Origin of the sequence: Tropicibacter sp. S64, assembly GCF_049803835.1 — a bacterium.
Taxonomy (GTDB): domain Bacteria; phylum Pseudomonadota; class Alphaproteobacteria; order Rhodobacterales; family Rhodobacteraceae; genus Pacificoceanicola.
The window spans coordinates 1-22,482 of the sequence record NZ_JBNAGK010000016.1 but is presented as its reverse complement, the minus strand read 5'-3'; the positions used below and the strand labels follow the sequence as shown (position 1 = coordinate 22,482).

The 22,482-nt window shown below is 64.1% G+C and carries 26 protein-coding genes; 15 read left to right on the top strand and 11 right to left on the bottom strand.

From position 1 onward, the window contains the following. Window positions 1-8: 8 nt before the first annotated feature. The 6 genes from ACP159_RS21610 to ACP159_RS21585 all read left to right on the top strand — a co-directional run bounded on the left by ACP159_RS21610 (window position 9) and on the right by ACP159_RS21585 (window position 6,231). Window positions 9-1,082 carry a Rieske 2Fe-2S domain-containing protein gene (locus ACP159_RS21610; protein WP_425101801.1) on the top strand — a complete coding sequence of 358 codons (1,074 nt, stop codon included), beginning with the start codon at window positions 9-11 and terminating at the stop codon, window positions 1,080-1,082. 40 nt (window positions 1,083-1,122) lie between these two features. Next, window positions 1,123-2,331, top strand: coding sequence for an ABC transporter substrate-binding protein (locus ACP159_RS21605; RefSeq protein WP_425101800.1), 1,209 nt, complete (start codon window positions 1,123-1,125; stop codon window positions 2,329-2,331). Window positions 2,332-2,451: 120 nt separating this feature from the next. Continuing rightward, on the top strand, window positions 2,452-4,317 hold the full coding sequence (locus ACP159_RS21600; RefSeq protein WP_425101799.1) for an ABC transporter permease: 1,866 nt from the start codon (window positions 2,452-2,454) through the stop codon (window positions 4,315-4,317). Then, on the top strand, window positions 4,314-5,090 hold the full coding sequence (locus tag ACP159_RS21595) for an ABC transporter ATP-binding protein (RefSeq protein ID WP_425101798.1): 777 nt from the start codon (window positions 4,314-4,316) through the stop codon (window positions 5,088-5,090). The genes ACP159_RS21600 and ACP159_RS21595 overlap by 4 nt, the downstream gene beginning before the upstream one ends. Beyond that, window positions 5,077-5,778, top strand: a complete 702-nt coding sequence (locus ACP159_RS21590; protein WP_425101797.1) for an ABC transporter ATP-binding protein — start codon at window positions 5,077-5,079, stop codon at window positions 5,776-5,778. Before ACP159_RS21595 ends, ACP159_RS21590 begins: the two co-directional genes overlap by 14 nt. A 6-nt stretch (window positions 5,779-5,784) precedes the next feature. Next, complete coding sequence (locus ACP159_RS21585; protein ID WP_425101796.1) at window positions 5,785-6,231, top strand: MarR family winged helix-turn-helix transcriptional regulator; 447 nt, start codon at window positions 5,785-5,787, stop codon at window positions 6,229-6,231. Window positions 6,232-6,734: 503 nt separating this feature from the next. Here ACP159_RS21585 and ACP159_RS21580 read toward each other — a convergent pair. The 3 genes from ACP159_RS21580 to ACP159_RS21570 form a co-directional block, all read right to left on the bottom strand. Beyond that, window positions 6,735-6,980 carry a hypothetical protein gene (locus tag ACP159_RS21580; protein ID WP_425101795.1) on the bottom strand — a complete coding sequence of 82 codons (246 nt, stop codon included), beginning with the start codon at window positions 6,978-6,980 and terminating at the stop codon, window positions 6,735-6,737. Beyond that, complete coding sequence (locus ACP159_RS21575) at window positions 6,980-8,173, bottom strand: NnrS family protein (RefSeq protein WP_425101794.1); 1,194 nt, start codon at window positions 8,171-8,173, stop codon at window positions 6,980-6,982. The genes ACP159_RS21580 and ACP159_RS21575 overlap by 1 nt, the downstream gene beginning before the upstream one ends. Before the next feature lie 77 nt (window positions 8,174-8,250). Then, a complete protein-coding gene (locus ACP159_RS21570; RefSeq protein ID WP_425101793.1) occupies window positions 8,251-8,679 on the bottom strand; it encodes a pseudoazurin in 429 nt (142 codons plus the stop codon). A 101-nt stretch (window positions 8,680-8,780) separates the two neighbouring features. Between ACP159_RS21570 and ACP159_RS21565 the strand changes: the two genes are divergently transcribed. Beyond that, window positions 8,781-9,470: a Crp/Fnr family transcriptional regulator gene (locus tag ACP159_RS21565; protein ID WP_425101792.1), complete on the top strand. Its 690-nt coding sequence runs from the start codon at window positions 8,781-8,783 to the stop codon at window positions 9,468-9,470. A gap of 3 nt (window positions 9,471-9,473) precedes the next feature. Here ACP159_RS21565 and ACP159_RS21560 read toward each other — a convergent pair whose 3' ends face one another. Further along, entirely contained in the window at window positions 9,474-9,683 is a 210-nt protein-coding gene (locus ACP159_RS21560; protein WP_425101791.1) for a DUF1858 domain-containing protein, read from the bottom strand. 125 nt (window positions 9,684-9,808) lie between these two features. Here ACP159_RS21560 and ACP159_RS21555 point away from each other — a divergent pair, with 125 nt between their 5' ends. The 8 genes from ACP159_RS21555 to hemN all read left to right on the top strand — a co-directional run bounded on the left by ACP159_RS21555 (window position 9,809) and on the right by hemN (window position 16,815). Further along, window positions 9,809-10,261, top strand: a complete 453-nt coding sequence (locus ACP159_RS21555) for a c-type cytochrome (RefSeq protein ID WP_425101790.1) — start codon at window positions 9,809-9,811, stop codon at window positions 10,259-10,261. A gap of 68 nt (window positions 10,262-10,329) precedes the next feature. Further along, on the top strand, window positions 10,330-11,673 hold the full coding sequence (locus tag ACP159_RS21550; RefSeq protein WP_425101789.1) for a cbb3-type cytochrome c oxidase subunit I: 1,344 nt from the start codon (window positions 10,330-10,332) through the stop codon (window positions 11,671-11,673). 3 nt (window positions 11,674-11,676) lie between these two features. Beyond that, window positions 11,677-12,471, top strand: a complete 795-nt coding sequence (locus ACP159_RS21545) for a CbbQ/NirQ/NorQ/GpvN family protein (RefSeq protein ID WP_425101788.1) — start codon at window positions 11,677-11,679, stop codon at window positions 12,469-12,471. Between the two features lie 4 nt (window positions 12,472-12,475). After that, window positions 12,476-14,353 (top strand): nitric oxide reductase activation protein NorD, encoded by a 1,878-nt coding sequence (locus ACP159_RS21540; protein ID WP_425101787.1) that lies wholly within the window; start codon window positions 12,476-12,478, stop codon window positions 14,351-14,353. A gap of 1 nt (window position 14,354) precedes the next feature. After that, window positions 14,355-14,525, top strand: coding sequence for a hypothetical protein (locus ACP159_RS21535; RefSeq protein ID WP_425101786.1), 171 nt, complete (start codon window positions 14,355-14,357; stop codon window positions 14,523-14,525). Continuing rightward, complete coding sequence (locus ACP159_RS21530; protein ID WP_425101785.1) at window positions 14,522-14,740, top strand: NnrT protein; 219 nt, start codon at window positions 14,522-14,524, stop codon at window positions 14,738-14,740. The genes ACP159_RS21535 and ACP159_RS21530 overlap by 4 nt, the downstream gene beginning before the upstream one ends. Beyond that, window positions 14,737-15,408, top strand: coding sequence for an NnrU family protein (locus ACP159_RS21525; protein ID WP_425101784.1), 672 nt, complete (start codon window positions 14,737-14,739; stop codon window positions 15,406-15,408). Before ACP159_RS21530 ends, ACP159_RS21525 begins: the two co-directional genes overlap by 4 nt. Before the next feature lie 51 nt (window positions 15,409-15,459). Beyond that, entirely contained in the window at window positions 15,460-16,815 is a 1,356-nt protein-coding gene (gene hemN, locus ACP159_RS21520; protein WP_425101900.1) for an oxygen-independent coproporphyrinogen III oxidase, read from the top strand. A gap of 16 nt (window positions 16,816-16,831) precedes the next feature. Here the strand turns inward: hemN and ACP159_RS21515 are convergent, their stop codons facing one another. The 7 genes from ACP159_RS21515 to ACP159_RS21485 all read right to left on the bottom strand — a co-directional run bounded on the left by ACP159_RS21515 (window position 16,832) and on the right by ACP159_RS21485 (window position 22,401). Next, complete coding sequence (locus ACP159_RS21515) at window positions 16,832-17,575, bottom strand: formylglycine-generating enzyme family protein (protein WP_425101783.1); 744 nt, start codon at window positions 17,573-17,575, stop codon at window positions 16,832-16,834. A gap of 118 nt (window positions 17,576-17,693) precedes the next feature. Continuing rightward, complete coding sequence (gene nirK, locus ACP159_RS21510; protein ID WP_425101782.1) at window positions 17,694-18,815, bottom strand: copper-containing nitrite reductase; 1,122 nt, start codon at window positions 18,813-18,815, stop codon at window positions 17,694-17,696. Between the two features lie 497 nt (window positions 18,816-19,312). Continuing rightward, window positions 19,313-19,822: an FAD-linked oxidase C-terminal domain-containing protein gene (locus ACP159_RS21505; protein ID WP_425101781.1), complete on the bottom strand. Its 510-nt coding sequence runs from the start codon at window positions 19,820-19,822 to the stop codon at window positions 19,313-19,315. Then, window positions 19,819-20,592 carry an FAD-binding oxidoreductase gene (locus tag ACP159_RS21500; protein ID WP_425101780.1) on the bottom strand — a complete coding sequence of 258 codons (774 nt, stop codon included), beginning with the start codon at window positions 20,590-20,592 and terminating at the stop codon, window positions 19,819-19,821. Before ACP159_RS21500 ends, ACP159_RS21505 begins: the two co-directional genes overlap by 4 nt. A 14-nt stretch (window positions 20,593-20,606) precedes the next feature. Beyond that, entirely contained in the window at window positions 20,607-20,942 is a 336-nt protein-coding gene (locus tag ACP159_RS21495; RefSeq protein ID WP_425101899.1) for a 2-oxoadipate dioxygenase/decarboxylase family protein, read from the bottom strand. Further along, window positions 20,861-21,196, bottom strand: a complete 336-nt coding sequence (locus ACP159_RS21490; protein ID WP_425101779.1) for a 2-oxoadipate dioxygenase/decarboxylase family protein — start codon at window positions 21,194-21,196, stop codon at window positions 20,861-20,863. Before ACP159_RS21490 ends, ACP159_RS21495 begins: the two co-directional genes overlap by 82 nt. A 24-nt stretch (window positions 21,197-21,220) precedes the next feature. Continuing rightward, window positions 21,221-22,401 (bottom strand): IS3 family transposase gene (locus ACP159_RS21485; RefSeq protein ID WP_425098180.1). Its coding sequence is split into 2 segments (ribosomal slippage): window positions 21,221-22,104 and window positions 22,104-22,401, totalling 1,182 coding nucleotides; the frame shifts between segments, so codons are not numbered across the junction. Window positions 22,402-22,482: the final 81 nt, after the last annotated feature.

Here is a 22,482-nt window from a genome sequence, read left to right as displayed (position 1 = left end):
CACGTTTGATGACGATTTTCGTGAGAAACGCCTGGTACGTTGCAGCGTGGTCGCGGGAGATCGACGATACACTCCGGCGCTTCACCATCCTGAACGAGAACATCGTGATGTTCCGCAAGTCGGACGGTGGCATCGCCGCGCTGGAAGACCGCTGCCCACATCGGCTATTGCCGCTGTCCAAGGGCAAACGCATCGGCGACACCGTGCAATGCGGCTATCACGGGCTGACCTTCGACGGCACCACCGGCCAGTGCACCCGGGTTCCGGGACAGACCAACCTGCCGAAATCGGCCTATGTCGAGAGCTACCGGACCGAGGAGCGCCACGGCATCGTCTGGATCTGGATGGGCGATCCGGCGAAGGCCGACCCGGCCAAGATCTTCGACATGCCGGAATTCACCGATCCCAAATGGGCCGTGCATCTGGGCGACGCGCTGCACCTGAAGTCCAATTACCTGAACGTGGCCGAAAACCTCGTCGATCCGGCGCACATCAGTTTCGTGCATCCCACGACCCTCGGCAGCGCCGCATCCGAGAACGTGCCGGTGCATGTGAAGACCGAGGGCGAGGCCATCGTCGCCTGGCGCTGGATCCGGAACGCGGAACCTGTGGGGTTTTTCAAGGCGCTCGATTGCTTCACCGGCAATGTCGACCGCTGGCATTATTACTACCTCTACACCCCCTGCACGGCGGTGATCGACTTCGGCTCCATCGAGGTGGAGAAACAGTGCGCCGAGGAGGACCGCGACCAGGGCGTGCGCATTTTTGCGCTGCACTTCATGACACCGGTGACGGAGACCTACACCATCGACCGCTGGGCGCATATCCGCAACACCGCGCTAGACGATCCGGAAATTGAAGCGCGGATGGATGCGGCCTTCCGGGCGGCCTTCGCCGAGGATCAGGACATCCTCGAAGCGGTGCAGGAGGAAGAAAACCGCCCGCAAAAGCGGCGTCCGATCCGGATTGCCATCGACAAGGGACCGCTTGTGTATCGCAAGCGGATCAACGACCTTATCGAACTTGAGAGGACGGAAGACCTGGCAAGCGATCCCTCGCCCGCCTTTGTGTACCACGATTAACCGGCGCCAGACCGGACAACCCCCAACAGGAGAGACAGATATGACTTTGACGAGACGGACGATGCTGGCCGCGGCGGCGGCGCTGACCCTCACGCCGGTGGGCGCGATGGCGCAGGACACCATCAAGATCGGCGAGATCAACCACTACAAGCGCATGGCCGCATTTGCCGAGCCCTACAAGAAGGGCATCGAGCTGGGCCTTGCGGAGATCAACGCGGCGGGCGGCGTGCTGGGAAAACCGCTGGAGTTCATCTTCCGCGACGATCAGGGCGACCCGGCGGAGGCGGTGAAGATCGCCGAGGAGCTGATGACTCGTGACGGCGCGGTGATGTTGACCGGCTCGATCCTGTCGAACGTCGGCCTCGCGCTCTCGTCCTTTGCCGCCGAGAAGGACTATGTCTACCTCGCGGCCGAACCGCTGGCGGACAGCCTCGTCTGGTCCTCGGGTAACCCGAACACCTTCCGCCTGCGCGCCTCGACCTGGATTCAGGCGGCAATGCTGGCCGAGGAGGCAGCGAAGACCGACGCGGTGAAATACGCCACCATCGCGCCGAACTACGCCTATGGTCAGGACGCCGTTGCGGCGTTCAAGGCCAACCTGACGCGGCTCAAGCCCGAGGTGGAATTCGTCGCCGAACAATGGCCGGCGCTGTTCAAGATCGACGCCGGGGCCGAGGTGCAGGCGCTGGAGCGGGCGAAGCCCGATGCCATCTACAACGTCACCTTCGGCACCGACCTTGCCAAGCTGGTGCGCGAGGGCGGCGACCGGGGTCTGTTCGACGGGCGGCAGGTCTATGGCCTCTTGACTGGCGAGCCGGAGTATCTTGAGCCGCTGGGAGACGAGGCGCCGGAAGGCTGGTTCGTGACCGGCTATCCTTGGTACGCCTTCGAAGACGGCACACCGGAGAAGGCCTTTGTCGATGCCTACGAGGCCGCGACGGGTGAGACGCCGAAGATCGGCTCGCTGGTCGGTTACCTGACCGCGAAATCCATCGCCGCGGCCATCGAAAAGGGCGGCGCGACGGATACCGCTTCGATCATCGCGGGCTTCGAGGGGCTGGAGGTTCCGGATACGCCGATCGGCGCCCTGATGTTCCGCGAGGTCGACAACCAGTCCACCATGGGCGCCTATGTCGGTACGCTGGCGGTGCAGGACGGCAAGGGCGTGATGGTCGACTGGTCCTACAAGGGGCCGGACGGCTACCTGCCCTCCGACGAGGAAATCAAGGCGATGCGCCCGGCGGAGTGATCCGGCGCTGACATGCGATGAGGCCCCGGGTCCGGCCCGGGGCGGGCGGTGCGCCTGCCTGCCTCCGGACCCGGTCCGGGGCCTCCCCCTCTCACGACCAGAGCGGACATTCCAAGACCCATGGCTTTCCTCTTCGCCCAGTTCCTGACGGGACTCGCCAATGCCTCCTCGCTGTTCCTCGTCGCGTCAGGCCTGTCGCTGATCTTCGGCGTGACGCGCATCGTGAACTTCGCGCATGGCTCCTTCTACATGCTCGGGGCGTTCATCGGCGTGACGCTGATGGAGGTGTTGCCCGGGGCGGTCGGCTTCTGGGGAGCGATCGTGCTGACCGGGCTTGCGGTCGGGGTGATCGGGGCGATTGTCGAAATCGTCGTCCTGCGCCCGATCTACCGTGCGCCGGAGCTGTTCCAGCTGGTCGCCACCTTCGGCGTGATCCTCGTCATTCAGGACCTCGCGCTGATGATCTGGGGCGCGGAGGACCGGCTCGGGCCAAGGGCGCCCGGCCTGCGCGGCGTCTGGCGCATCTTTGGCGAGCCGGTGCCGAAATATGACATCGTGATCATCGCCATCACGCCGTTCATCCTCTTTGCGCTCTGGTATCTGATCGCCCGCACCCGTGTCGGTGTCCTCGTTCGGGCCGCGACGCAGGACAGGGAGATGGTTGGCGCTCTGGGCGTCAATCAGGCCTGGCTGTTCACCGGGGTCTTTGCCCTCGGCTGTGCGCTCGCCGGATGGGGCGGGGCGCTGCAACTGCCCAAGGGTGGCGCGGACCTGCTGATGGATTTCAACATCATCGGCGCGGTGTTTGTCGTTGTGGTGATCGGCGGTATGGGCAGCCTGCCCGGAGCGTTTATCGCCGCTGTCCTGATCTCGGTGCTCAACGTGGTCGGCGTGACCTACATCCCGCAATCCACGCTGGTGCTGATGTTCGTGGTCATGGCGATTGTCCTGATCATCCGCCCCTACGGCCTCCTTGGCCGCGAGGAGGTGGCGGGCGAGCACGGACAGGTCGGGGCGCCGGAGACACCGATCCGTCCCTATGGCCGCACCGGGCAGATGGTCATAGCCGCGCTTCTGCTGCTGCTCGCGGTGCTGCCCGCCTTCGTCGATCAGTTCATGCTGATCCTGCTCATCGACGTGGTGGTCTTTGCCCTTTTCGCCGCCTCGCTGCATTTCATCCTGGGCTCCGGCGGGCTGGTCAGCTTCGGCCATGCGGCCTTCTTCGGTGGCGGGGCCTATGCGGCGGCCCTGCTGGTTTTCCACGCGGGCACGCCGATGGAGATCGCCTTCCTTTTCGCGCCGCTGGCCGCCGGCCTTCTGGCGCTTGGCATCGGCTGGTTCTGCATCCGCCTCACCGGGGTCTATTTCGCCATGCTGACGCTGGCCTTCTCGCAACTGGTCTGGTCGCTCGCCTTCCAATGGCGGGACGTGACCCGGGGGGATGACGGGTTGGTGAACATCTGGCCGTCGCCCTGGCTGAGCGGGACAGTGCCATATTACTACTTCACCCTGATCCTCGGCATCGGCGGCATCCTTTTCCTGCGCCACGTCATCCACGCGCCCTTCGGCTACGCGCTGCGGGCGGGGCGCGACAGCCCGCGGCAGGCCGAAGCCATGGGCATCAACGTCAAGCGCATCCAGTTCGCTGCCTTTGCCCTTGCCGGGGTGCTGGCCGGACTGGCGGGGGGTCTTTTCGTCTTCTCCAAAGGCTCCGTCTTCCCCACCGAGTTGGAGATTTCCGCCTCCTTCGACGCGTTGATCGTGGTCTTCCTCGGCGGGGTGAAGACGCTGGCGGGCGGTGTGGTCGGGGCCGGGTTCCTGACCGGGGTGGAGCATTGGCTCACGCGGCTGGAATACTGGCGGTTGCTGCTCGGCCTCGTGATCATCGCCGTGGTCATCATCGCCCCCGAAGGCATCGTCGGCTCGATCCGCTCCGCCTGGCAGCGGCTGCGCCATCGTGGCGACGACGAGGAGGTGGCCCGATGACCGAGATCCTCCGCGTCGAAAACCTCAAGAAGAGTTATGACGGGTTTCTGGCCGTCAATGGCGTGTCTTTTTCCGTCCAGAAAGGTGAGTTGAAAGCCCTGATCGGCCCGAATGGCGCGGGCAAGTCCACCTGTTTCAACATGCTCATGGGCCAGCTGAAGCCGACCGCCGGAGACGTCTTCCTGAACGGCGAACGCATCACCGGGAAACGTCCCCGCGAGATCTGGCGCAAGGGGGTGGGGCGGACGTTCCAGATCACCGGAACGTATCAGTCCATGACGGTGATCGAAAACGTCCAGATGGCGCTGATGAGCCACCATCATCGGCTTTACGCCCTCGCGCCTCGGGCGTGGAAGCTCTACCGCGACGAGGCGTTCGAATTCCTGCGCACGGTGTCCATGGCCGATCAGGCGGACCGCCCCTGTTCGATCCTCGCCTATGGCGACCTCAAGCGGCTGGAACTGGCCATCGCGCTGACCCACCGCCCGACGCTGCTCCTGATGGACGAGCCGACCGCGGGCATGGCCCCCTCGGCACGGATCGAACTCATGCAGCTTGTGGCGGACATCGTACGGGGCCAGGGCGTTTCGGTGCTGTTCACCGAACATGACATGGACGTGGTCTTTGCCCATGCCCATCACATCATGGTGCTGAACCGGGGCGAATTGATCGCCGATGGCGATGCGGAGGCGGTGCGGGCCAATCCGCAGGTGCAGGAGGTCTACCTCGGCGGCGGAACCCTGTTCAAGGAGGCGGCGCATGCTGAGCGTTGAGGGCATCCACAGCTACTACGGCAAGGCGCATATCCTCGGCGGCCTCAGCTTCGAGGTGAAGCGCGGCGAGGTGGTGGCGCTTCTCGGCCGCAATGGCGCGGGCAAATCCACCACGATGAAATCCGTCATGCAACTGGTCCGTCCCCGCGCCGGACGCGTGACCTTCGAGGGCCGGGAGCTTGTGGGCGAACCGGCTTATCGCGTGGCGAAATGCGGGATCGGCTATGTGCCCGAGGATCGCCGCATCTTCTCCGATCTCACCGTTCTGGAGAACCTTGAGGTCGGCCGCCAACCCCGGCGGTCCGGCGCCCCCGAGTGGACCGTGGAGCAACTCTTCGACCTCTTCCCCAACCTGCGGGAGCGCCGCACCAATCGGGGCAAACACATGTCCGGCGGGGAACAGCAGATGCTGACCATCGCCCGGACCCTCATGGGAAATCCGATGCTGCTGCTGCTGGACGAGCCCTCCGAGGGCATCGCCCCTGTCATCATCGAACAGATGGCGCACACCATCCTGCGGCTGAAGGCGGAGGGGCTGACGGTGATGATCTCCGAGCAGAACCTGCATTTTGCCCGGGCCGTGGCGGACCGCGCCATCATCATCGAAAGCGGGGAAAAGAAGTTCGACGGCAGTTTTGCCGAGCTTGAGGCTCAGCCGGAGATCCGCGATGCCTATCTCTCGGTGTGACCGGCGGTGAGCGACGATCCGAAACCCCGCACCAGCGCCGACCATGGCTATCTGCTCGACGACCAGATCGGGTTCCTGCTGCGGCGGGCGTATCAGCGCAATTCCACGATCTTCCTGTCCACGGTGCCTGGGAACCTGACGCCGACGCAGTTTTCGGTGATGCACCGGCTGGCGGAGGAAGGGCCGATGTCGCAGAACCGGCTGGGGCGGTCCGTGGCGATGGACGGGGCCACGACAAAGGGCGTGGTCGACCGTCTGACCGCCAGAGGACTGCTGACCACCCGGCGCGACCCGGACGACCGACGGCGACACCTTGTGTCGCTCTCGCCGGAGGGTGTGGCGCTGATCAACGAGGCCGTCGAGGCGGCAAAGCAGGTCACGGCAGAGACTCTCGCGCCCCTGCGCGAAAAGGAGCGTGAGACCTTGCTGCGGTTGCTGACCAGGATCGCCTGACCGGCGATGTCATGCGACTGACTGCGCCGAGCAAATGTATTGTCCCGTGTCGTGTCGGGCCGCCTTCAGACTCGCGTTCAGCGCACCTTTGATTGCGCGTGTTGGACGTAAATTCATCGCGATGTGGACTTGTCGCAACGTAGGTTTGAAAAAGCCCGGCTACGGGGATTTTTCCTTATAATCCTGATTATGTTTATAAAGGTCTGCAATTACAGCCGCGTCCAAGCGTATATACATTCAAGTGCGGCCCGCCCGATAGAAGTGCCGCCAGACGCTTGCCGGGGCTGAACCGGGTCGTGGTCTACCAGTCCAAGGTCGAGATCGCGCGGCAGTGCGCACCACGGACAAGGGTGAGATCCTTTCCGCAAAGTCCGCAATCCGGAACCGGCCGGTCATCTGCTCAAGTGTTTCGGCCTCTTCCGACATGGTTGCAACGGTCCACTGAATCTCGGTCGCCATCATCGCGTTTTCCTGGGTCACTTGATCCACGACGGGTGGAAGGTCTATGCCGGCCTGGGCGAGCCCTGTGCCGACGTCGGCCCTTTGACCGACCGGGAAAACCGGCGCTTGCCATTGGCGCCGGTTCCGAAGGCGCCGTTCATTCTCGCGCGCGTCGCGCCGCAGCGGAGGGGATCGAGGGGAGTGCGCTGCGACAAGTGGCGCTCCTGCGCATCGGTCCGCTCGGCTTTACGCGTGCCGTCGCCGGGAAGACCTGGATCGACGACGTTTAGGCCGCCTTTGCCGATCATTATACCGCCTGCGACGGCATCTTGGCCGCAACGCGGGGGCGCAACAACCACGGTCCAATGCGCAGGGCGATGATCGCAAAACCGAGGGTCCACAGCACGGCCGCCAGATCGATGCCGTTCTGACCGGCCAGTGTCAGAGAAGCCCCTGCCACGCGTAAGCCAACCGCCCCGACCAACAAGGCAAAGGCCACGGTCAATCCACGACCCGCAATCAGATCGCGCCCGGTGTGTCCCATGGTTGCGCGCATCATCACCGCGACCGTCATACCTCCGATGGCACCAATGCCCAGGACATGCACGCCCACCGCGGGCGCGAGCCAACCCAGTCCATCCGCAGCCACACAGGCAAATCCCAGCGGGACAAAAGCATAGGCGGCGTGCAGCATCAGCAACAGAGGTGAACGCCGGCACGACAGCCCGCACCACCGCGACAGGCGGACCGCATGAAGAAGTCCCGCGCCGGCCGCCAAAGCTATGGTTGTCCAACTTGTGGGCGCCAGGACCCAGACGAGCAGCGCTGCCGCCGCGAAACCCACCGCGAGCCCGTCGAAGCGTCCAAACGGGACCGGCAGTTTTGCAGCCGTCTGCTTAGCCAGCCAGTTGCGCGTAAAACTCGGAATGATCCGGCCGCCAATCATCAGGACAAGAAAGATCAGAAGTGAGATGCCCAGTCTCTGACCGTGTGCGGCGTAGCCCTGGGACATGGACTCGAGGTGAAAAAGTATGTTCGACAGCCACAGGAGGCTGACGGGGACGAGCACCTTGAGATTGCGCCAGTTCTTGCCGGCGACGATCTCGCGCGTGATCATCGTGGCCACGGCAAGCAAAAATGCCTGATCGATGGCCAACACCGCCAGGGGAGGCAAACCGGCCAGTCCGGCCACCACCAGACGCCCGGCGACCCAGACGGCGAGCAATGCGGCCAGCGGCCAGCCCCGCGTCGGCAGGCGGCCCGTCCAGTTCGGCACGGCGGTGAACAGGAAACCCGCCACCACTGCCGCGCCGTAGCCGAAAATCATCTCGTGCACATGCCAGTCGGTCGGGACGAACGGGCTTTCCAACGCCACCCTCCCGCGCCACACCAGCCACCACAGTGGAACTACGACCAACGCGAATAAGGTGGCAGACAGGAAGAAGGGCCGGAAACCGTAGGAAAACAGGTCAGGCCCACGATAGGACGCGCGCGGTTTCATGGGATGTATCCTTCTGATCGAAATGGGCGGCACCGACCGGCGCCGCCCGTGTCAGTCGCTTGACGCGGGACGATGCGTCACTCGACCTGAGCCAGAAGGTCCGCCATTCGCGCTTTGGCCTTGCCCTTCTGCTTGACCTTTGCTGCGGCATCGAGGTTCACCGCATCACCAACCTGGATCACGGCGACCATGCCCATCGAGTAATGCGGCGTACATTTGACGCCATAGACGCCTTCGGCATCCACGGTCAGCTCGAACGCGTCGTTGAACTTGGTCTTGAAGCTGTCGACGCCTTCGGGAAGCATTCCGTCGATGCTTTCGACATTGTGCCCCTTGTCGACAGGCACGAAATGGATCACGTCGCCTGGCGCGGCCTTTACGAAGGCGGGTTCGAAGACCATGACACCCGCCTCGCCCTTGTTCTTCATGTGGATCTCAAAGGTCTCGGCGCCGGCCACGGTTGCAATCATGGCAAAGGCGGCGGTCATCATCATGGATTTGAACATCGGTGCATCCTTTCTGCGTTTCCGTCTGTTTCGTCTGCCCCTGATTTGCCGTACAAGGTCGACCCGAACGTTGCCCTTGCACAAACTCCGGATACGAAACCGTGCCGAAACTCGACGAAAGCCTGCTGACCGGCCTGCCGCCGTTTTCCCTGCTGGACCGGGCACAGATTCGCGAGATCCTCGATCAGGCGGTGTCGCGCCGCTATGACGAGGGTACGGCGATCTTCCGCGAAGGGCATGACGCAGACCGGTTCTACCTGTTGCTGGATGGCTATTTGCGCGTTGTCCGCTCGACCCCGGGGGGCGATCAGATCATCGTGCTGCACATTTCCCCGGGCCAGCTGTTCGGCATCGCCCCGGCGTTGCAGCGCGACACCTACCCGGCCACTGCCATCGCGGCGGCGGAATCCATCGCCCTGTCATGGCCGGTGCGCCTGTGGGAGGACTTCACAACCCGTTATCCCGGCTTTGCCACCGAAAGCTACAAGACCCTTGGCCAGCGCCTGGGTCAAATCCAGGAAACCCTGACGGAAATGGCGACGCAGGCCGTCGAAAAGCGGGTCGCCTGTGCCCTGTTGCGGATGGTTCACCAAAGCGGGCGCAAGACGGCCACAGGGATCGAGATCGCCTTTCCCGTCACGCGACAGAATATCTCGGACATGACGGGCACGACGTTGCACACGGTCAGCCGGCTGCTGTCGGCCTGGCAAAAGGACGGCATCGTCGAATCGACCCGCAAGCATATCGTGGTCACCGACCCGCATGCATTGGTGGTGCTGAGCGAGGCGTGACGCCTACGGCTTTATACGGGCCTGCAAGTCTTCGCGAAACGCATCTTCGTCCAGATTATATTCCAGACAGGCATCCGAAATGGCGTGAAACGGCGCGATCAGGCAGCCGGGGCACAACATGCGCTTGTCCATGAACACCTGCGCCATGTCTGGCCAGGCGGCGAACAAATTGGCCAGGGGCAGGTCCGGGTCGTCGAAATCAGGCTGTGACATGGGCGGTCCTTTCATAGCCACATGTTGCCCGCACCTTTCGTCCACTTCTTTGCGTTTGCACAACAAGCGGTCCGTCATGCCCCGGTAGACAGCGGTTATCCGAAACAATTCGACAGGACCGCGACATGTCTGAATTCCTAACCAAATCGCGGGCAAGGAACGTGTTCTACGGGGGATCCATATTCTTCGTCGTCGTGTTCGTGGCCCTTACGGCACAAAGCCATCGCTACATCGTCCAGACATCGACCGCTGGGGCCCCGATCACCGAAGCCGTGCGGCTGGGCAAACATGTGTGGGAACGCAACTCATGCATCAATTGCCACACCCTGCATGGCGAAGGCGCCTATTTCGCCCCCGAACTGGGCAATGTGATGACCCGCTGGGGGGCGCAGGACGACCCCGAGATGGCCTACGAGATGCTCGACGGCTGGATGGCCGCACAGCCCTCGGGGATCGAGGGCCGCCGCCAGATGCCGCATTTCGAGATCACCGAAGAGGAGATGCGCGGCCTCGCCGAATTTCTCCGCTGGGCCGATCAGACCGACACCCAGAACTGGCCGCCGAACGACGCGGGCTGAGGGAGACAAGCGCAATCCGAAAAGTGGGAACCGGTTTTCGGACCAAATTGCGCGCAAGGAGAAAACACATGAAATACCAATCGCAAAAAGTGGCTTACGCCTATTTCCTCGCGGCCATGGCGCTGTTCGGCATCCAGGTGCTGGGCGGGCTGCTGCTGGGCTGGATCTATGTCTCGCCCAACACCCTGTCCGAGGCTCTGCCCTTCAACATCGTGCGCATGATCCACACCAACGCGTTGATCGTCTGGCTGCTGCTGGGGTTCTTTGGCGCGGCCTATTACCTCGTCCCCGAAGAGTCGGAGCGCGAGATCTTCTCGGTCAAGCTCGCCTATATCCAGTTGGCGATCCTTGTGGTCGGAACGCTGGGGGCGGTGGGGTCCTACCTCGTCGGCATCCATGGCGGGCGCGAGTTCCTTGAACAACCCTTGTGGGTCAAGTTCGGGATCCTCGTCGCGGCGGTGATCTTCCTCGTGAACGTGTCGCTGACCTTCCTGGCCGGGCGCAAAACGGCGATCACCAACATCCTGATGATGGGCCTTTGGCTGCTGTGCCTGCTGTGGGTCTTTGCCTTCATCAACCCTGACAACCTGAGCCTCGACAAGATGTACTGGTGGATGGTCGTCCACCTCTGGGTCGAGGCGACCTGGGAGCTGGTCATGGCCGCGATCCTTGGCTTCCTGATGCTGAAGCTGACGGGCGTCGACCGCGAGGTGATCGAGAAATGGCTCTACATCATCGTCGCCACCGCGCTGTTTTCCGGCATCCTCGGCACCGGGCACCACTTCTACTGGATCGGCACGCCGGGTTACTGGCAGTGGATCGGCTCGATCTTCTCGACCTTCGAGGTGGTCCCGTTCTTTGCGATGATGTCCTTTGCCTTCGTCATGGTCTGGAAGGGCCGCAAGAACCACCCGAACAAGGCCGCGTTGCTGTGGTCGCTGGGATCCTCCACCGTCGCCTTCTTTGGCGCGGGTGTCTGGGGCTTCCTGCACACGCTGCACGGGGTGAACTACTATACCCACGGCACGCAGATCACCGCCGCGCATGGGCACCTTGCCTTCTACGGTGCCTATGTGGCCCTGAACCTGGCGATGTTCACCTACGCGATGCCCAACCTGCGCGGGCGCGATCCTTACAACCAGGTGCTGAACATGGCGTCCTTCTGGTTGCTGACCGGCGGCATGGCCTTCATGACCTTCACGCTGACCTTCGCCGGCACCATCCAGACCCACCTGCAGCGTGTCATGGGCGACTACTACATGGACGTGCAGGACCAGCTTGGGCTGTTCTACCTGATGCGCTTCGGCTCCGGCATCGTCGTGGTGCTTGGTGCGCTGCTGTTCATCTACTCGATGCTCGTGGTGCGCCGCGAGGTTGTGAAACCCGGCCCCGTGGCCGTTCCGGGAGAGTAAGCCATGAAAGACCTGAGCACCCCCGACCTGCCGTTCTACCACGCGCAATCCGACGAATGTGCGGTGTTCCAGACGGCCTATGAAAACTGCCTGCCCCTTCTTCTGAAGGGGCCGACAGGCTGCGGCAAGACCCGCTTTGTCGAACACATGGCCGCAAGATTGGGCCTGCCGTTGTACACCGTCGCCTGCCATGACGACCTGAGTGCAGCGGACCTGATCGGGCGTTACCTGTTGAAGGGTGGCGAAACCGTCTGGGCCGATGGCCCCCTGACCCGCGCCGTGCGCGAGGGTGGCATCTGCTATCTCGACGAGGTGGTCGAGGCCCGCAAGGACGTGACCGTCGTCCTGCATCCGCTGACCGATGACCGGCGGCGTCTGGTCATCGACCGCACGGGCGAGGAATTACAGGCGCCAAAACCCTTCATGCTGGTGGCCAGCTACAACCCTGGCTATCAGAACGTGCTGAAAAAGCTGAAGCCGTCCACGCGCCAGCGGTTTGTCTCCATCGGCTTCGATTTCCCGACACCCGAGGTGGAAACCCCGGTGGTTTGCCGTGAAAGCGGGCTGGATGAGGCGCGCGCCAGCGCCTTGGTGAGGCTGGCGGGCAAGATCCGCGCTCTGTCCGGCATGGATCTGGAGGAAGGCGTGTCCACCCGCCTGCTGATCTACGCCGCGACGATGATTGCGCGCGGCATGGCCGTTGATCGCGCCATCGAGGCCGCCATCATCGAACCGCTTTCCGATGAGCCGGACGTGCAACAGGCGCTGCGCGATCTGGCCGCCGTGATCTACGGGTGACGCCATGATCCAACTCCTCGACCTGATTGAGCCGGAAGAGACCGTTGGCAACCTCTGGCACGACGTCGCGTCGCGCTGGGGGGGCGTCGCGGGGGACGAAGCCAGCGCGGTGACCTTCGAGGCGATGCGCCCCTCGGTGCTGGCGCTGTTCCGGGCGCTTGGCGGCGCGGCGGGGGTCGAGATCACCCTTGCCCCGCTGACCACATCGGACCACCGCCCCGACCGGCTGCGCCGCGTCGGCACCCCGCGTGAAAAGCTGCACGTGGCGGATTTCGACGGCGACCGCCTGCGCTTGCCGCCGGTGATCGACACCTTTCCCACCCGCGATCTGAACCGAGCGTGCTACCTGTGGCTGACGGCGCTGGCCGCCTGTGTCGACCTGCCCGATGCGCAGGCCGATCCGTTGGCCGCCGATCGAGCCGAGATCGACGCGCTGGCGAAGGCGTCTGACCGGGCCTATGTCGCCTGTCCGGGCCTCCGGGTGCCGCATGCCCATTTCTGCACCCACATCACCCTGAACCGCCATCGCACCGGCTTGCCGCGCTGCGAGGCCGGGATCGAGCGGATGCTGCTGGATCAACTCTGTGGCCACGCGCCCCAGCGTGAATGCCTGGACTGCCCTGCGCCGCGCGGCTACCGGACCTTTGCACCCCTGCCGATCTGGCCACGCCTGCGCACACGTGCGCGAACCGATCAGCCCGCCGCCGCCTGCGACGAGGCCCCCGCCCCCGCGATGGCCCTGCCCACCCGCAAGGAGGCCCGCCGCGAAGACCGCGATCAGGCCAACCGCAATGACAGCTTCATCGTCCACCGGTTTGAATCGATCATGTCCTGGGCCGAAAGCCTGAACATCAACCGCATGGTCGATGATGACGATCAGGACAACGCCGCCAAGGCTGCCGAGGACCAGGACCACCTGACCCTGTCACAGACCGTGAAACGCGCGGCGACCCGCTTGCGTTTGTCGTTGGACCTGTCGCCGCAGGATGCCGACCACGAACGTCTTGCCGGTAAGTTCACCTATCCCGAATGGAACCGCCGCACCGGCGCCTACATGCCGGATCATACCCGCGTGCTGGAGGCAGAGGCCGTGCCCCGCGCCGACTATGCCCCCGATCCGCGCCTTGTGGCCCGCGTCCGCCGCCAGTTCGCGCCCCTGCATCCCCGTCGCGTGATCCTGCCGCGGCAGTTGGACGGCGATGATCTGGACCTTGACGCCGTCGTGACCTCGCAGACCGACATGGCCTGCGGGCAGCAGGGCAGCGACCGGGTCTGGCAATCCGGCCGCCCTATGGCGCGGGACCTGTCCGTCGCGATCCTGATGGATTGCTCACGCTCGACCGAGGCCGCGCTTGGGCAGACCTCGGTGATCGAAACCGCGCGCGAGGCGCTGGCCGCGCTGGCCTGCGGCATCGATACGGCGGACGACAGGCTTGGCATCTGGGGGTTCTCGTCGTTGAAACGGGACCGCGTGTTCCTGCACCGGGCCAAGACCTTTGCCGAACCCATGACCCATGCCGTCACCACCCGCATCGGCGGTTTTCGTCCCTGCCATTACACCCGGCTGGGCGCCGCGATCCGGCATGTCTCGGCGCAGCTGGCCGACGAGGGCGCGACCCGCCGCCTTTTGCTGGTGCTGACCGATGGTAAGCCCAATGACCTCGACCACTACGAAGGCCCGCACGGTATTGAGGACAGCCGCATGGCTGTTCGCGAAGCCCGCGCGCTGGGGCAGGCGGTGCATGGCGTGATCGTCGATCAGGACGGGCAGGACTGGTTCGCCCGCATCTTTGGCCGCGCCGGTTTTACCCTGCTGCCCGATCCGCAACGCCTGCCCCGCGCCCTGCCCGACATTTACCAGACCCTGACCATGGAGAGCTGACATGAAACGCCTTTTCGTCCTTGCCGCCCTGATCCCCGCCCCTGCTCTCGCAGGCTTCGACCGCCCCATCCCACAGCCGCAAACCCAAACCGCCGAATTCTGGTTCTTTGTCGCCTCCGTCGCCCTGATCGCGGCACTGGTCGCCGTGCAGATGCTGGTCAGCCGCCGATGAGACCGTCGTGGAAACTGCTGACCGGGCTCTATCCCTTTGGCGCGGGCGCGATGGGGGTGAACCTGTTCTTTGCCTCGCTGATCGGGTCGTGGCTGGACTGGCCGGTGTTGACCCCGTGGCAGTCTGCCGCCGGGGGGCTGGTGATCGGCGTCCCGGCCACCTATGCCTTTGCCTGTCACATCAAGCGACTGATGAAGGAGGCGGACGGGGCATGACCGGCTGGGCCGAATATACCCTTGCGCTGACGCTGTTCGCCGCCAGCCATTTCGTCCCCCGCCTGTGGGGTCTGCGTGAGCGGCTGATCGGCGCACTTGGACGGCGGGTCTATTTCTCGGTCTATGGGCTGATCTCGCTGGCGCTGCTGGTTTGGGTGATTGCTGCCGCCGGGCGCGCGCCTTATGTCGAGTTGTGGTCGCAGTGGCCTTGGACGCGCTGGGTGCCGAACGTGGCAATGCCCGTGGCGCTGGTGCTGGTCGCCTGCGGGATCGGGATGGCGCAACCCTACACCCTTGGCGGGCGCAAGAGCTTTGACCCCGCGCAGCCCGGTTTTGCCGCCATATCCCGCCATCCGCTGTTCCTGGCACTGGCGCTTTGGGCCGGGGCGCATCTGGTCCCGAATGGCGATCTGGCCCATGTCATCCTGTTCGGCAGCTTCACCGCCATGGCGGTGGCCGCCATCCCCGCCTTCGATGCCAGGGCCCGGCGCACGTCCGATGTGCTGGACCATACCGCGCTGGTCTCGCTGCGGCCGCTCGCCAACCCGCACTGGCGCCGCGCCAACCTGCGCCGCCTGCTGATCCGCGCCGCCATCGGCCTGATCCTGTGGATGGGCACGCTGCATCTGCATGCACTGGTCATCGGCGTATCGCCCTTTCCGGTCTGAAGGTTGATCCTGCGCAAAGTCGCGCCCCGCGAAAAGGCGCATATCGGGCGCATGAAACACATCGACCGCCTCAGATCCCTTGGCCTGTTCGACAGCCGGGTGCCCCGCTATACCTCGTACCCCACCGCGCCGGTCTTTTCGCCGGAGGTCGGCGCGACCGAGCAGACCCGCGCGCTGGCCGCGCTGGATCCGGCTCAGCCGGTCTCGGTCTACCTGCATATCCCGTTCTGTGAACGCCTGTGCTGGTTCTGCGCCTGCCGTACGCAGGGGACAAAGACGCTCTCGCCGGTGGAAAGCTATCTCGGCACGCTGGAACAGGAACTGGCGCTGCTGAAGGGTATCCTGCCCAAGGGTCTGCGCATGGGGCGGATGCATTGGGGTGGCGGCACGCCGACGATCCTGCCGCCCGAGATGATCCACCGTCTGGCACAGGCCGTCCGCGACGTCATCCCGCCCACCGAGGACTGCGAGTTTTCGGTCGAGATCGACCCGACCATGGTCGACCGCGCCAAGATCGCGGCGCTGGCCGCCGAGGGCATGAACCGCGCCAGCATCGGCATTCAGGACTTCGACCCGCTGGTGCAGGCCTCCATCGGTCGTGAACAACCCTTCGATATCACGCGGGCCTGTGTCGACGACCTTCGCGCGGCGGGCATCCGGTCGCTGAACGCAGACCTCGTCTATGGCTTGCCGCACCAGACCGCCGCGCGACTGGACGATACCGTGTCCAGGGTGCTGGAGCTGTCCCCCGACCGCGTTGCGCTGTTCGGTTATGCGCATGTGCCCTGGGTGTCGAAACGCCAAAAGCTGATCCCCGAGGACGCCCTGCCCGCCGAACAGGCCCGGCATGCGCTGGCGAATCTCGCTGCCGCACGGTTCACCGATGCGGGATTGACCGCCATCGGCATCGACCACTTTGCAAGGCCCGACGACGGGTTGGCCCGTGCCGCCGCCAGCGGCCACCTGCGGCGCAACTTTCAGGGCTATGTCGATGACACCTGCCCAACGCTGATCGGGCTGGGGGCTTCGTCGATCTCGCGCCTGCCCGATGGATACGTGCAGAACGCGCCCGCCACCGCCGCCTATATCCAGCGGATCGAAGCCGGACAGCTGGCCGGCGCCCGAGGCCATGTGATGACCGGCGACGACCTGTTGCGCGCCCGCGCGATCGAGATGCTGATGTGTGATTTCCGACTGGACCGCAACGCGCTGCGCGCGGCCTTTGGCGCGCTGGCCGCAACGTTGGATGCGCAGATTGCGCTGGTGGGCGAGCGGTTCGGCGATCTTGTCGCCGTGACGGATGAGGCACTGACCATCGCGCCCGAGGGTCGCGCGCTGACGCGGATCATCGCCAGCGCGTTTGACGCGCATGTGCCCGAAGGCATCCGATACAGTCAGGCCTCGTAGCCGGGTTATGCGGGGGTCAACTCCCCCGCACCAACCGGAACCCAAGGTGATCCGGCGGCAGTCCCACGGCACAGCCGCCGACACTGGCATCGCGGACGAAGTCGATCACGGCGGCACGATGCACGCCCCCCGCGATACGCACCCCGCAATAGGGAGCGGTTTCGACAACTGTGCCGTCCGCCGCAAGCTGGCCGTTCTGCATACAGCCGTCGGTCCACTCCCAGACATTACCCGACACATCCGCCAGTCCGTTGGAGTTCAATCCGAACGCACCCGCAAGATAGAGCGTCGGATCGCTCCTGTTCCGCAAGGAGACGCCGTTGGCATAGCTGGCCAGCATCTGCGCACCGGGATCTGAAGCTCCGTAATCAGCGCCGCTGTCGCCATACCGTTCTGCGGCGGCCAATTGCCACTCGGCCTCGGTTGGCAGACGCCACGCCTCCCCTGTGCGCCCTGCATACCACGCGGCAAAGGCACTGGCGTCAATCCAGTTGACCCCAGTCTGCGGTGCGTCCGGCGACACCGCTCGGGCGGGCTCGCATCCTCCATCGGCAACACAGGCGGCATATTGAGCGCCCGTCACCTGATACTTCATGATGTCAAAGCCCGGCACAGCCATCGCCACCGGCCTTGGATTGCGCGTCTTGCCGTTCTGCGAAAAACTCCCGAACGGTCGAAACGCGATCTCTCCGCTGGCGATATGCACCATGTCGGGCGGGTCGAAAGGCGGTGCTGCGAGGCGCGGTTCCGACAGGGTCATCACGCCCGCCACCGCAAGCACAGGCAAGAGCAATATGGATTTCACTGCACGCTCCTTGAAAGCGCAAAGGGCGCCCGCACATTGCGACCGCCCCTGCCCTTTCCTCTTTGTGTTTCTGTCAGAAGGCGGCCAGATCGGTCGGCGCAAGGACCTGTTCCATGAGGTCGTTGTTCCAATCGCCCTCGACCTTGACATGCGCGGTTGCCCCAAGGTTCACCGCTTCGATCAGGTTGTGGTTCACGTAGGCGTAGACCCCCGGTTGCAGGAAGGTATACAGCGCCGCCCCGGCCGAGCCGCCGCGGATGAACCATGTCTCCATGTCGCGGTCGGGCACGTTGTTGAACTTGCCGTGCTCCCACACCAGGTCGCCATGCCCGCCGATCAGGTGTGGACGCGTGTCACGGTTGGCCTGACTGTGGACGAACAGAACCCGTTCGCCGACATGTGCCGTCATGGCGTTGTCGCCGGTCAGCGCACCGACCTTGCCATTGAACACCACGTGCGACGGGATCAGCCCGTTCATGACGTCGAGTGTGTCGGGATAGCTTTCGCCCGCATCGGCGTAACGCTTGTAGTTACCGCTTTCATCCTTCGGAATGTAGAATTCGTTCTCGCCGATATAGTAGACGCGGTCATATGCGACTTGGTTGCCTTCGTGGTCCTTCAGCCCCTCGCGCGGCAGCACCATGATCGTACCCGCCATGCCCGAAGCCACGTGCCACGGGATCATGGGGCCACCTGGTGCGCAGTGGTAGACGAAGGTGCCCGGACGGGTCGCCTTGAACCGCAGGATCGTCTTTTCGCCCGGGTTCACATGGGTCAGAGCGCCACCGCCCAACGCCCCTGTCGCGGCGTGGAAGTCGATGTTGTGCTGCAGCATGTTGTCTTCGGGGTTGATCAGCGTCAGCTCGACGTAGTCGCCCTCATGCACCACCATCATCGGCCCGGGGATCGACCCGTCAAAGGTCATGCCTTGCAGGTAGGCCCCGTCATCGACCTCGATCTCCTTTTCGACGATGGTCATCTCGAATTCGACGATGCGCGGCGCGCCCGGCGCGACCTGTTCGTGGTCGTGCACGAAAGGCGGCGCGACCAGTTCGCGCTTGATGCGGGTGAGACTCGACAGGTCCGCAGGGGCCGCAAGGGGGGCCGCCACCGTCTCGGCATGGACGGCCTTGGCAAGGATCGGAAGCGACGCAACTCCGGCTGCGCCCATCAGTGCGGCTCTTCTGGTAAGCATGTTCTCATTCCTTCTTCGGTATGTCGGCGCGTTGAAGACAGGGTAACAATCGCGTGTGCGCGGTACGTTGCGGAAATGCAAACTCCACCCAATTTGTCGCGCGTTTGACCGGCTCAAGCAGATGTCTGCCGGCTCGGTTCCATACAAAAAGCAATGCCCCCACGGGTTGCGCGGGGCGAAATCTGAGGACTTGAGGTTCTTTCAGGTGTGCACGAGGTCGACCCCGACTTTGCCGAGCAAGTGAAGCCGATCATCGGGCAGGACAACAGCGGCCGTCGACACGGCATCCGCCACGGCAGCACTGTCGTGCAATGCACTGATCGGACCGGACCGGAGCACGGCACCGCCATTCGGAGCGAAGATGTGGCCAACTCCAAGAGGCGCCGAGATCAACGTCCCGGCAGCGTCCGACGTCGCGACGGCACGGTCCGATAAAGTCAAATTGCGCCTTGAAGGCAAGCGCACCGGCCAGCCTTGCCCGTCAAGCGCCCCATCCCTCAGGCGATTTGTGCACCAATGCCGGATCGCTGTCCGAATATCCGGAAATATCTGTCGTTCTTGGGGCCTATGCCGCGCTCCGCGCTGATCGAGCCGCCGAAAGCGCGCACCGCCTGATCCATGACGCAATCGCGCAAGCTGCGTTCGAACTCCGCGTCAAGGGGGCCGTCCCTCTTGACGAGGTTGAAGTGCAAGCCCCCGTCGCCCAAATGGCCAAAATCGCAGATTTCGACCGTCGGAAAGCTCTGCCCAAGCAGCCCTGTCATGGCGGCCCGAAAGGCGATGACCTTGTCGCGTGTGAACCCAAGGTCGAAGGCAATCAACGGACCCGCAGACTTGACCCCCTCGGACAAGGCGTGGCGCAAGGCCCAGATTTCCTGCGGACGCCCGAAAAAGGCATCCCCGACCGGCGAATCCTCACGGTCCGAGGCCTTGGCCAGCACGGCTTCGAGAACGTCCTGTAGCGGCGTATCCCAGGGTGCGCGCGTCGGGCGCGACAGTTCGATCAACACCGCCGTTTCTGGAATCTGCCCCGCGGGAGCGGGTTCTTCATCGAGACGGCGCGGCGAAACGCATAGCCCATTGCAGCCCGCGACATGAACTCGAACGCGGACAAAAGCGGCCCCGTGCGGGCTTCCAGGTGCCGCAAGAGGGTGAGCCTCGCCTCATCGCTGCCTGGAATGACAAGTGCGGTCGCCTGTTCCGCCACGACCGGTTCGAGGTTGAGGATCGCCTCTGTGATCGTGCCGAACCGGCCGGAGCAGCCGATATGCAGGTGTTTCCAGTCCGGGCCGGTATTGTCCTTGCGCACCGGCGACCCCAGCCGAAGCACCGCGCCATCGTCCAGTACCACTGTCAGGCCCAGCGTGTTGCGCCGCACATCCCCGTAGCGCAGGAAACGGCCACCTCCGGTGTTGGTTGCCACTATTCCGCCGATCATCGGGTCCGAGCCAAGGTCGATGGGAAAGAACAGCCCATGTTCCGCCAGCCGGTCATTGACCTCGGACAGCCGGAACCCCGCGCTGACCCGAAGCGACCGATTGGCAAGGTCCAGCTCGAACGTTTCGCGCAGGCGCGACAGGCTGAGCACCGCTCTATCTCCGACATCATCGGGCACAGAGGCGCCGACCAGCCCGGTATTGGCGGATTGGGCGACAAACGGCATGCCCGCCTGACCACAGTGGCGCACGCAGTCCGCCACCTGGCCTGTCGTTTCCGGCAGGAACACCACGGGGCTGCGGCCAACCTCGCCGCGCACGCCCTGAAGATAGGCGGCCATGTCCTGCGGTTTGGTCAGCGTCCTGATCCCGGCGGGCCATATCCTGCGGCGCTGACCTTCAGCTGGTCCAGGGCCGCGGCCAGCGAGTCCGATTGCATCGCCTCGTACAGCGCGAATTCGTCGGCGACCGACTTGCCAAGCGCGGCCTCGAAACTGGCTCGGTTGGAGGCGGCCTGCGTCTCGCTCCGGGCCTCGTCCCCGAGATTGGATTGAAAGATGCCCGCCGCGCTGACCGGCAGGAAATCCTCGTAGATGATCGGGCTCAGCGTCAGAGCGTCGGCATCCAGCAGCGCCGACACGTCCGTGCCCTGTGCCGTGTCCTTGCCCGGGCCGTATTTGAAATAGGCCAGCCCCTGATCGTGCAGGTCGCGGCACGCACCTCGGCCAGCAATTGTTCATAGAGCGCCCGGCCCTTCGGCGTCAGGTGGTTGATGTGCGGCCCCTTGAACGACACCACATCGGCGATCAGCCTATGTGCGTCGATCAGCGCACCAAAGGTCGTGGCATCGACACAAGCGCCGGCGTGCCAGCGGAAGGTTTCCAGCACCTCGGCAACGAAGCGTTTGGCGTCGGCCTCGTCCAGCCCGCCTGAGCTACTCCCCATCTTTTGGCCAGTTTCCGGGGTGGTTTAAGCTACTCTCTGCCCCTGCTGGTCGGTTTCGATCTGGTTGAAGTAGACCACGGCGGGCGGCTGTCCGCCATGGGCGGCGTGAGGCCGCTGGTGGTTGTAGAAGGTGATCCATTGGCCAACCCCGGCCTTCGCCTGCGAGCCCGTCTCCCAGGCGTGCAGATAGACGCACTCATACTTCAGGGACCGCCAGAGGCGTTCGATGAAGATGTTGTCGAGACACCGGCCCTTGCCGTCCATCGAGATCCGGGTGCCGATCCGTTTCAGCCGGTCGGTCCAGGCGAAGGACGTGAACTGCGACCCCTGATCGGTATTCATGATCTCGGGCGGGCCGAAGCGGTGGACCGCCTCGTTCAGCGCCTCGACGCAGAAGTCGGCTTCGAGCGTGTTCGAGATGCGCCAAGTCAGCACCTTGCGGGTGAACCAGTCCATGATGGCAACCAGGTAGAGGAAGCCCCGCCGCATCGGAAGGTACGTGATGTCGGCGCACCAGACCTGGTTGGGCCGTTCCACCCGCAGGCCACCCAACAGGTAGGGGTAGGTTTTGTGCCCCTTGGCCGGTTTGCTGGTGTTCGGCTTCTGATAAATCGGCATCAAACGCATGAGCCGCATCAGCCGCCGGATACGCTTCACGTTCACAGCGTGGCCCTCGTTCTGCAGGTGCCAGGTCATTTGTTGGACGCCGTAGAACGGGGTTTCGAGGAACTGCCGGTCGATCAGTTGCATGAGCGCCAGGTTCACTGCGGTCTCGCCCAGCGGTGCGTAGTAGAACGACGACCGCGAGATCGACAGCAGGCGGCATTGCGCCCCGACCGACAGCGTGGGGTGAGAGCGTTCGATCATCCCGCGCCTCACTTGCCGGTCCAAGGCTTGAGCTTTCTGGACAAAAAATCGTTGGCGACGGCCAGTTCCCCGATCTTGGCGTGAAGCGACCGCACCGTCTCCTCGTCGACCTCGGCCTTCTTCTTCCCGCCGCGCTCGAAAATGTCAGATGCGCCTTCAAGCAGCGCGCTCGCCATTGTTCTTGAACCAATGGCGCACAATGGCTCGCTCCACTGATGGATCATGGTCGGATGCACGCCGTATTCCGCGGCCAGCTCCGACACCGTGCGCTCGCCCTTCAGGGCTTCCAGCGCCACGCGAGCCTTGAAGCCCGCGTCATGGTTCCTGCGTTTCGACATGTTCTGATCTCCTCGTTCTTAGAGACCAGCAGACGTCAGATAGTAGCTTCCGTCACTGTCCGATTTTCGGGGAGGAGCTCA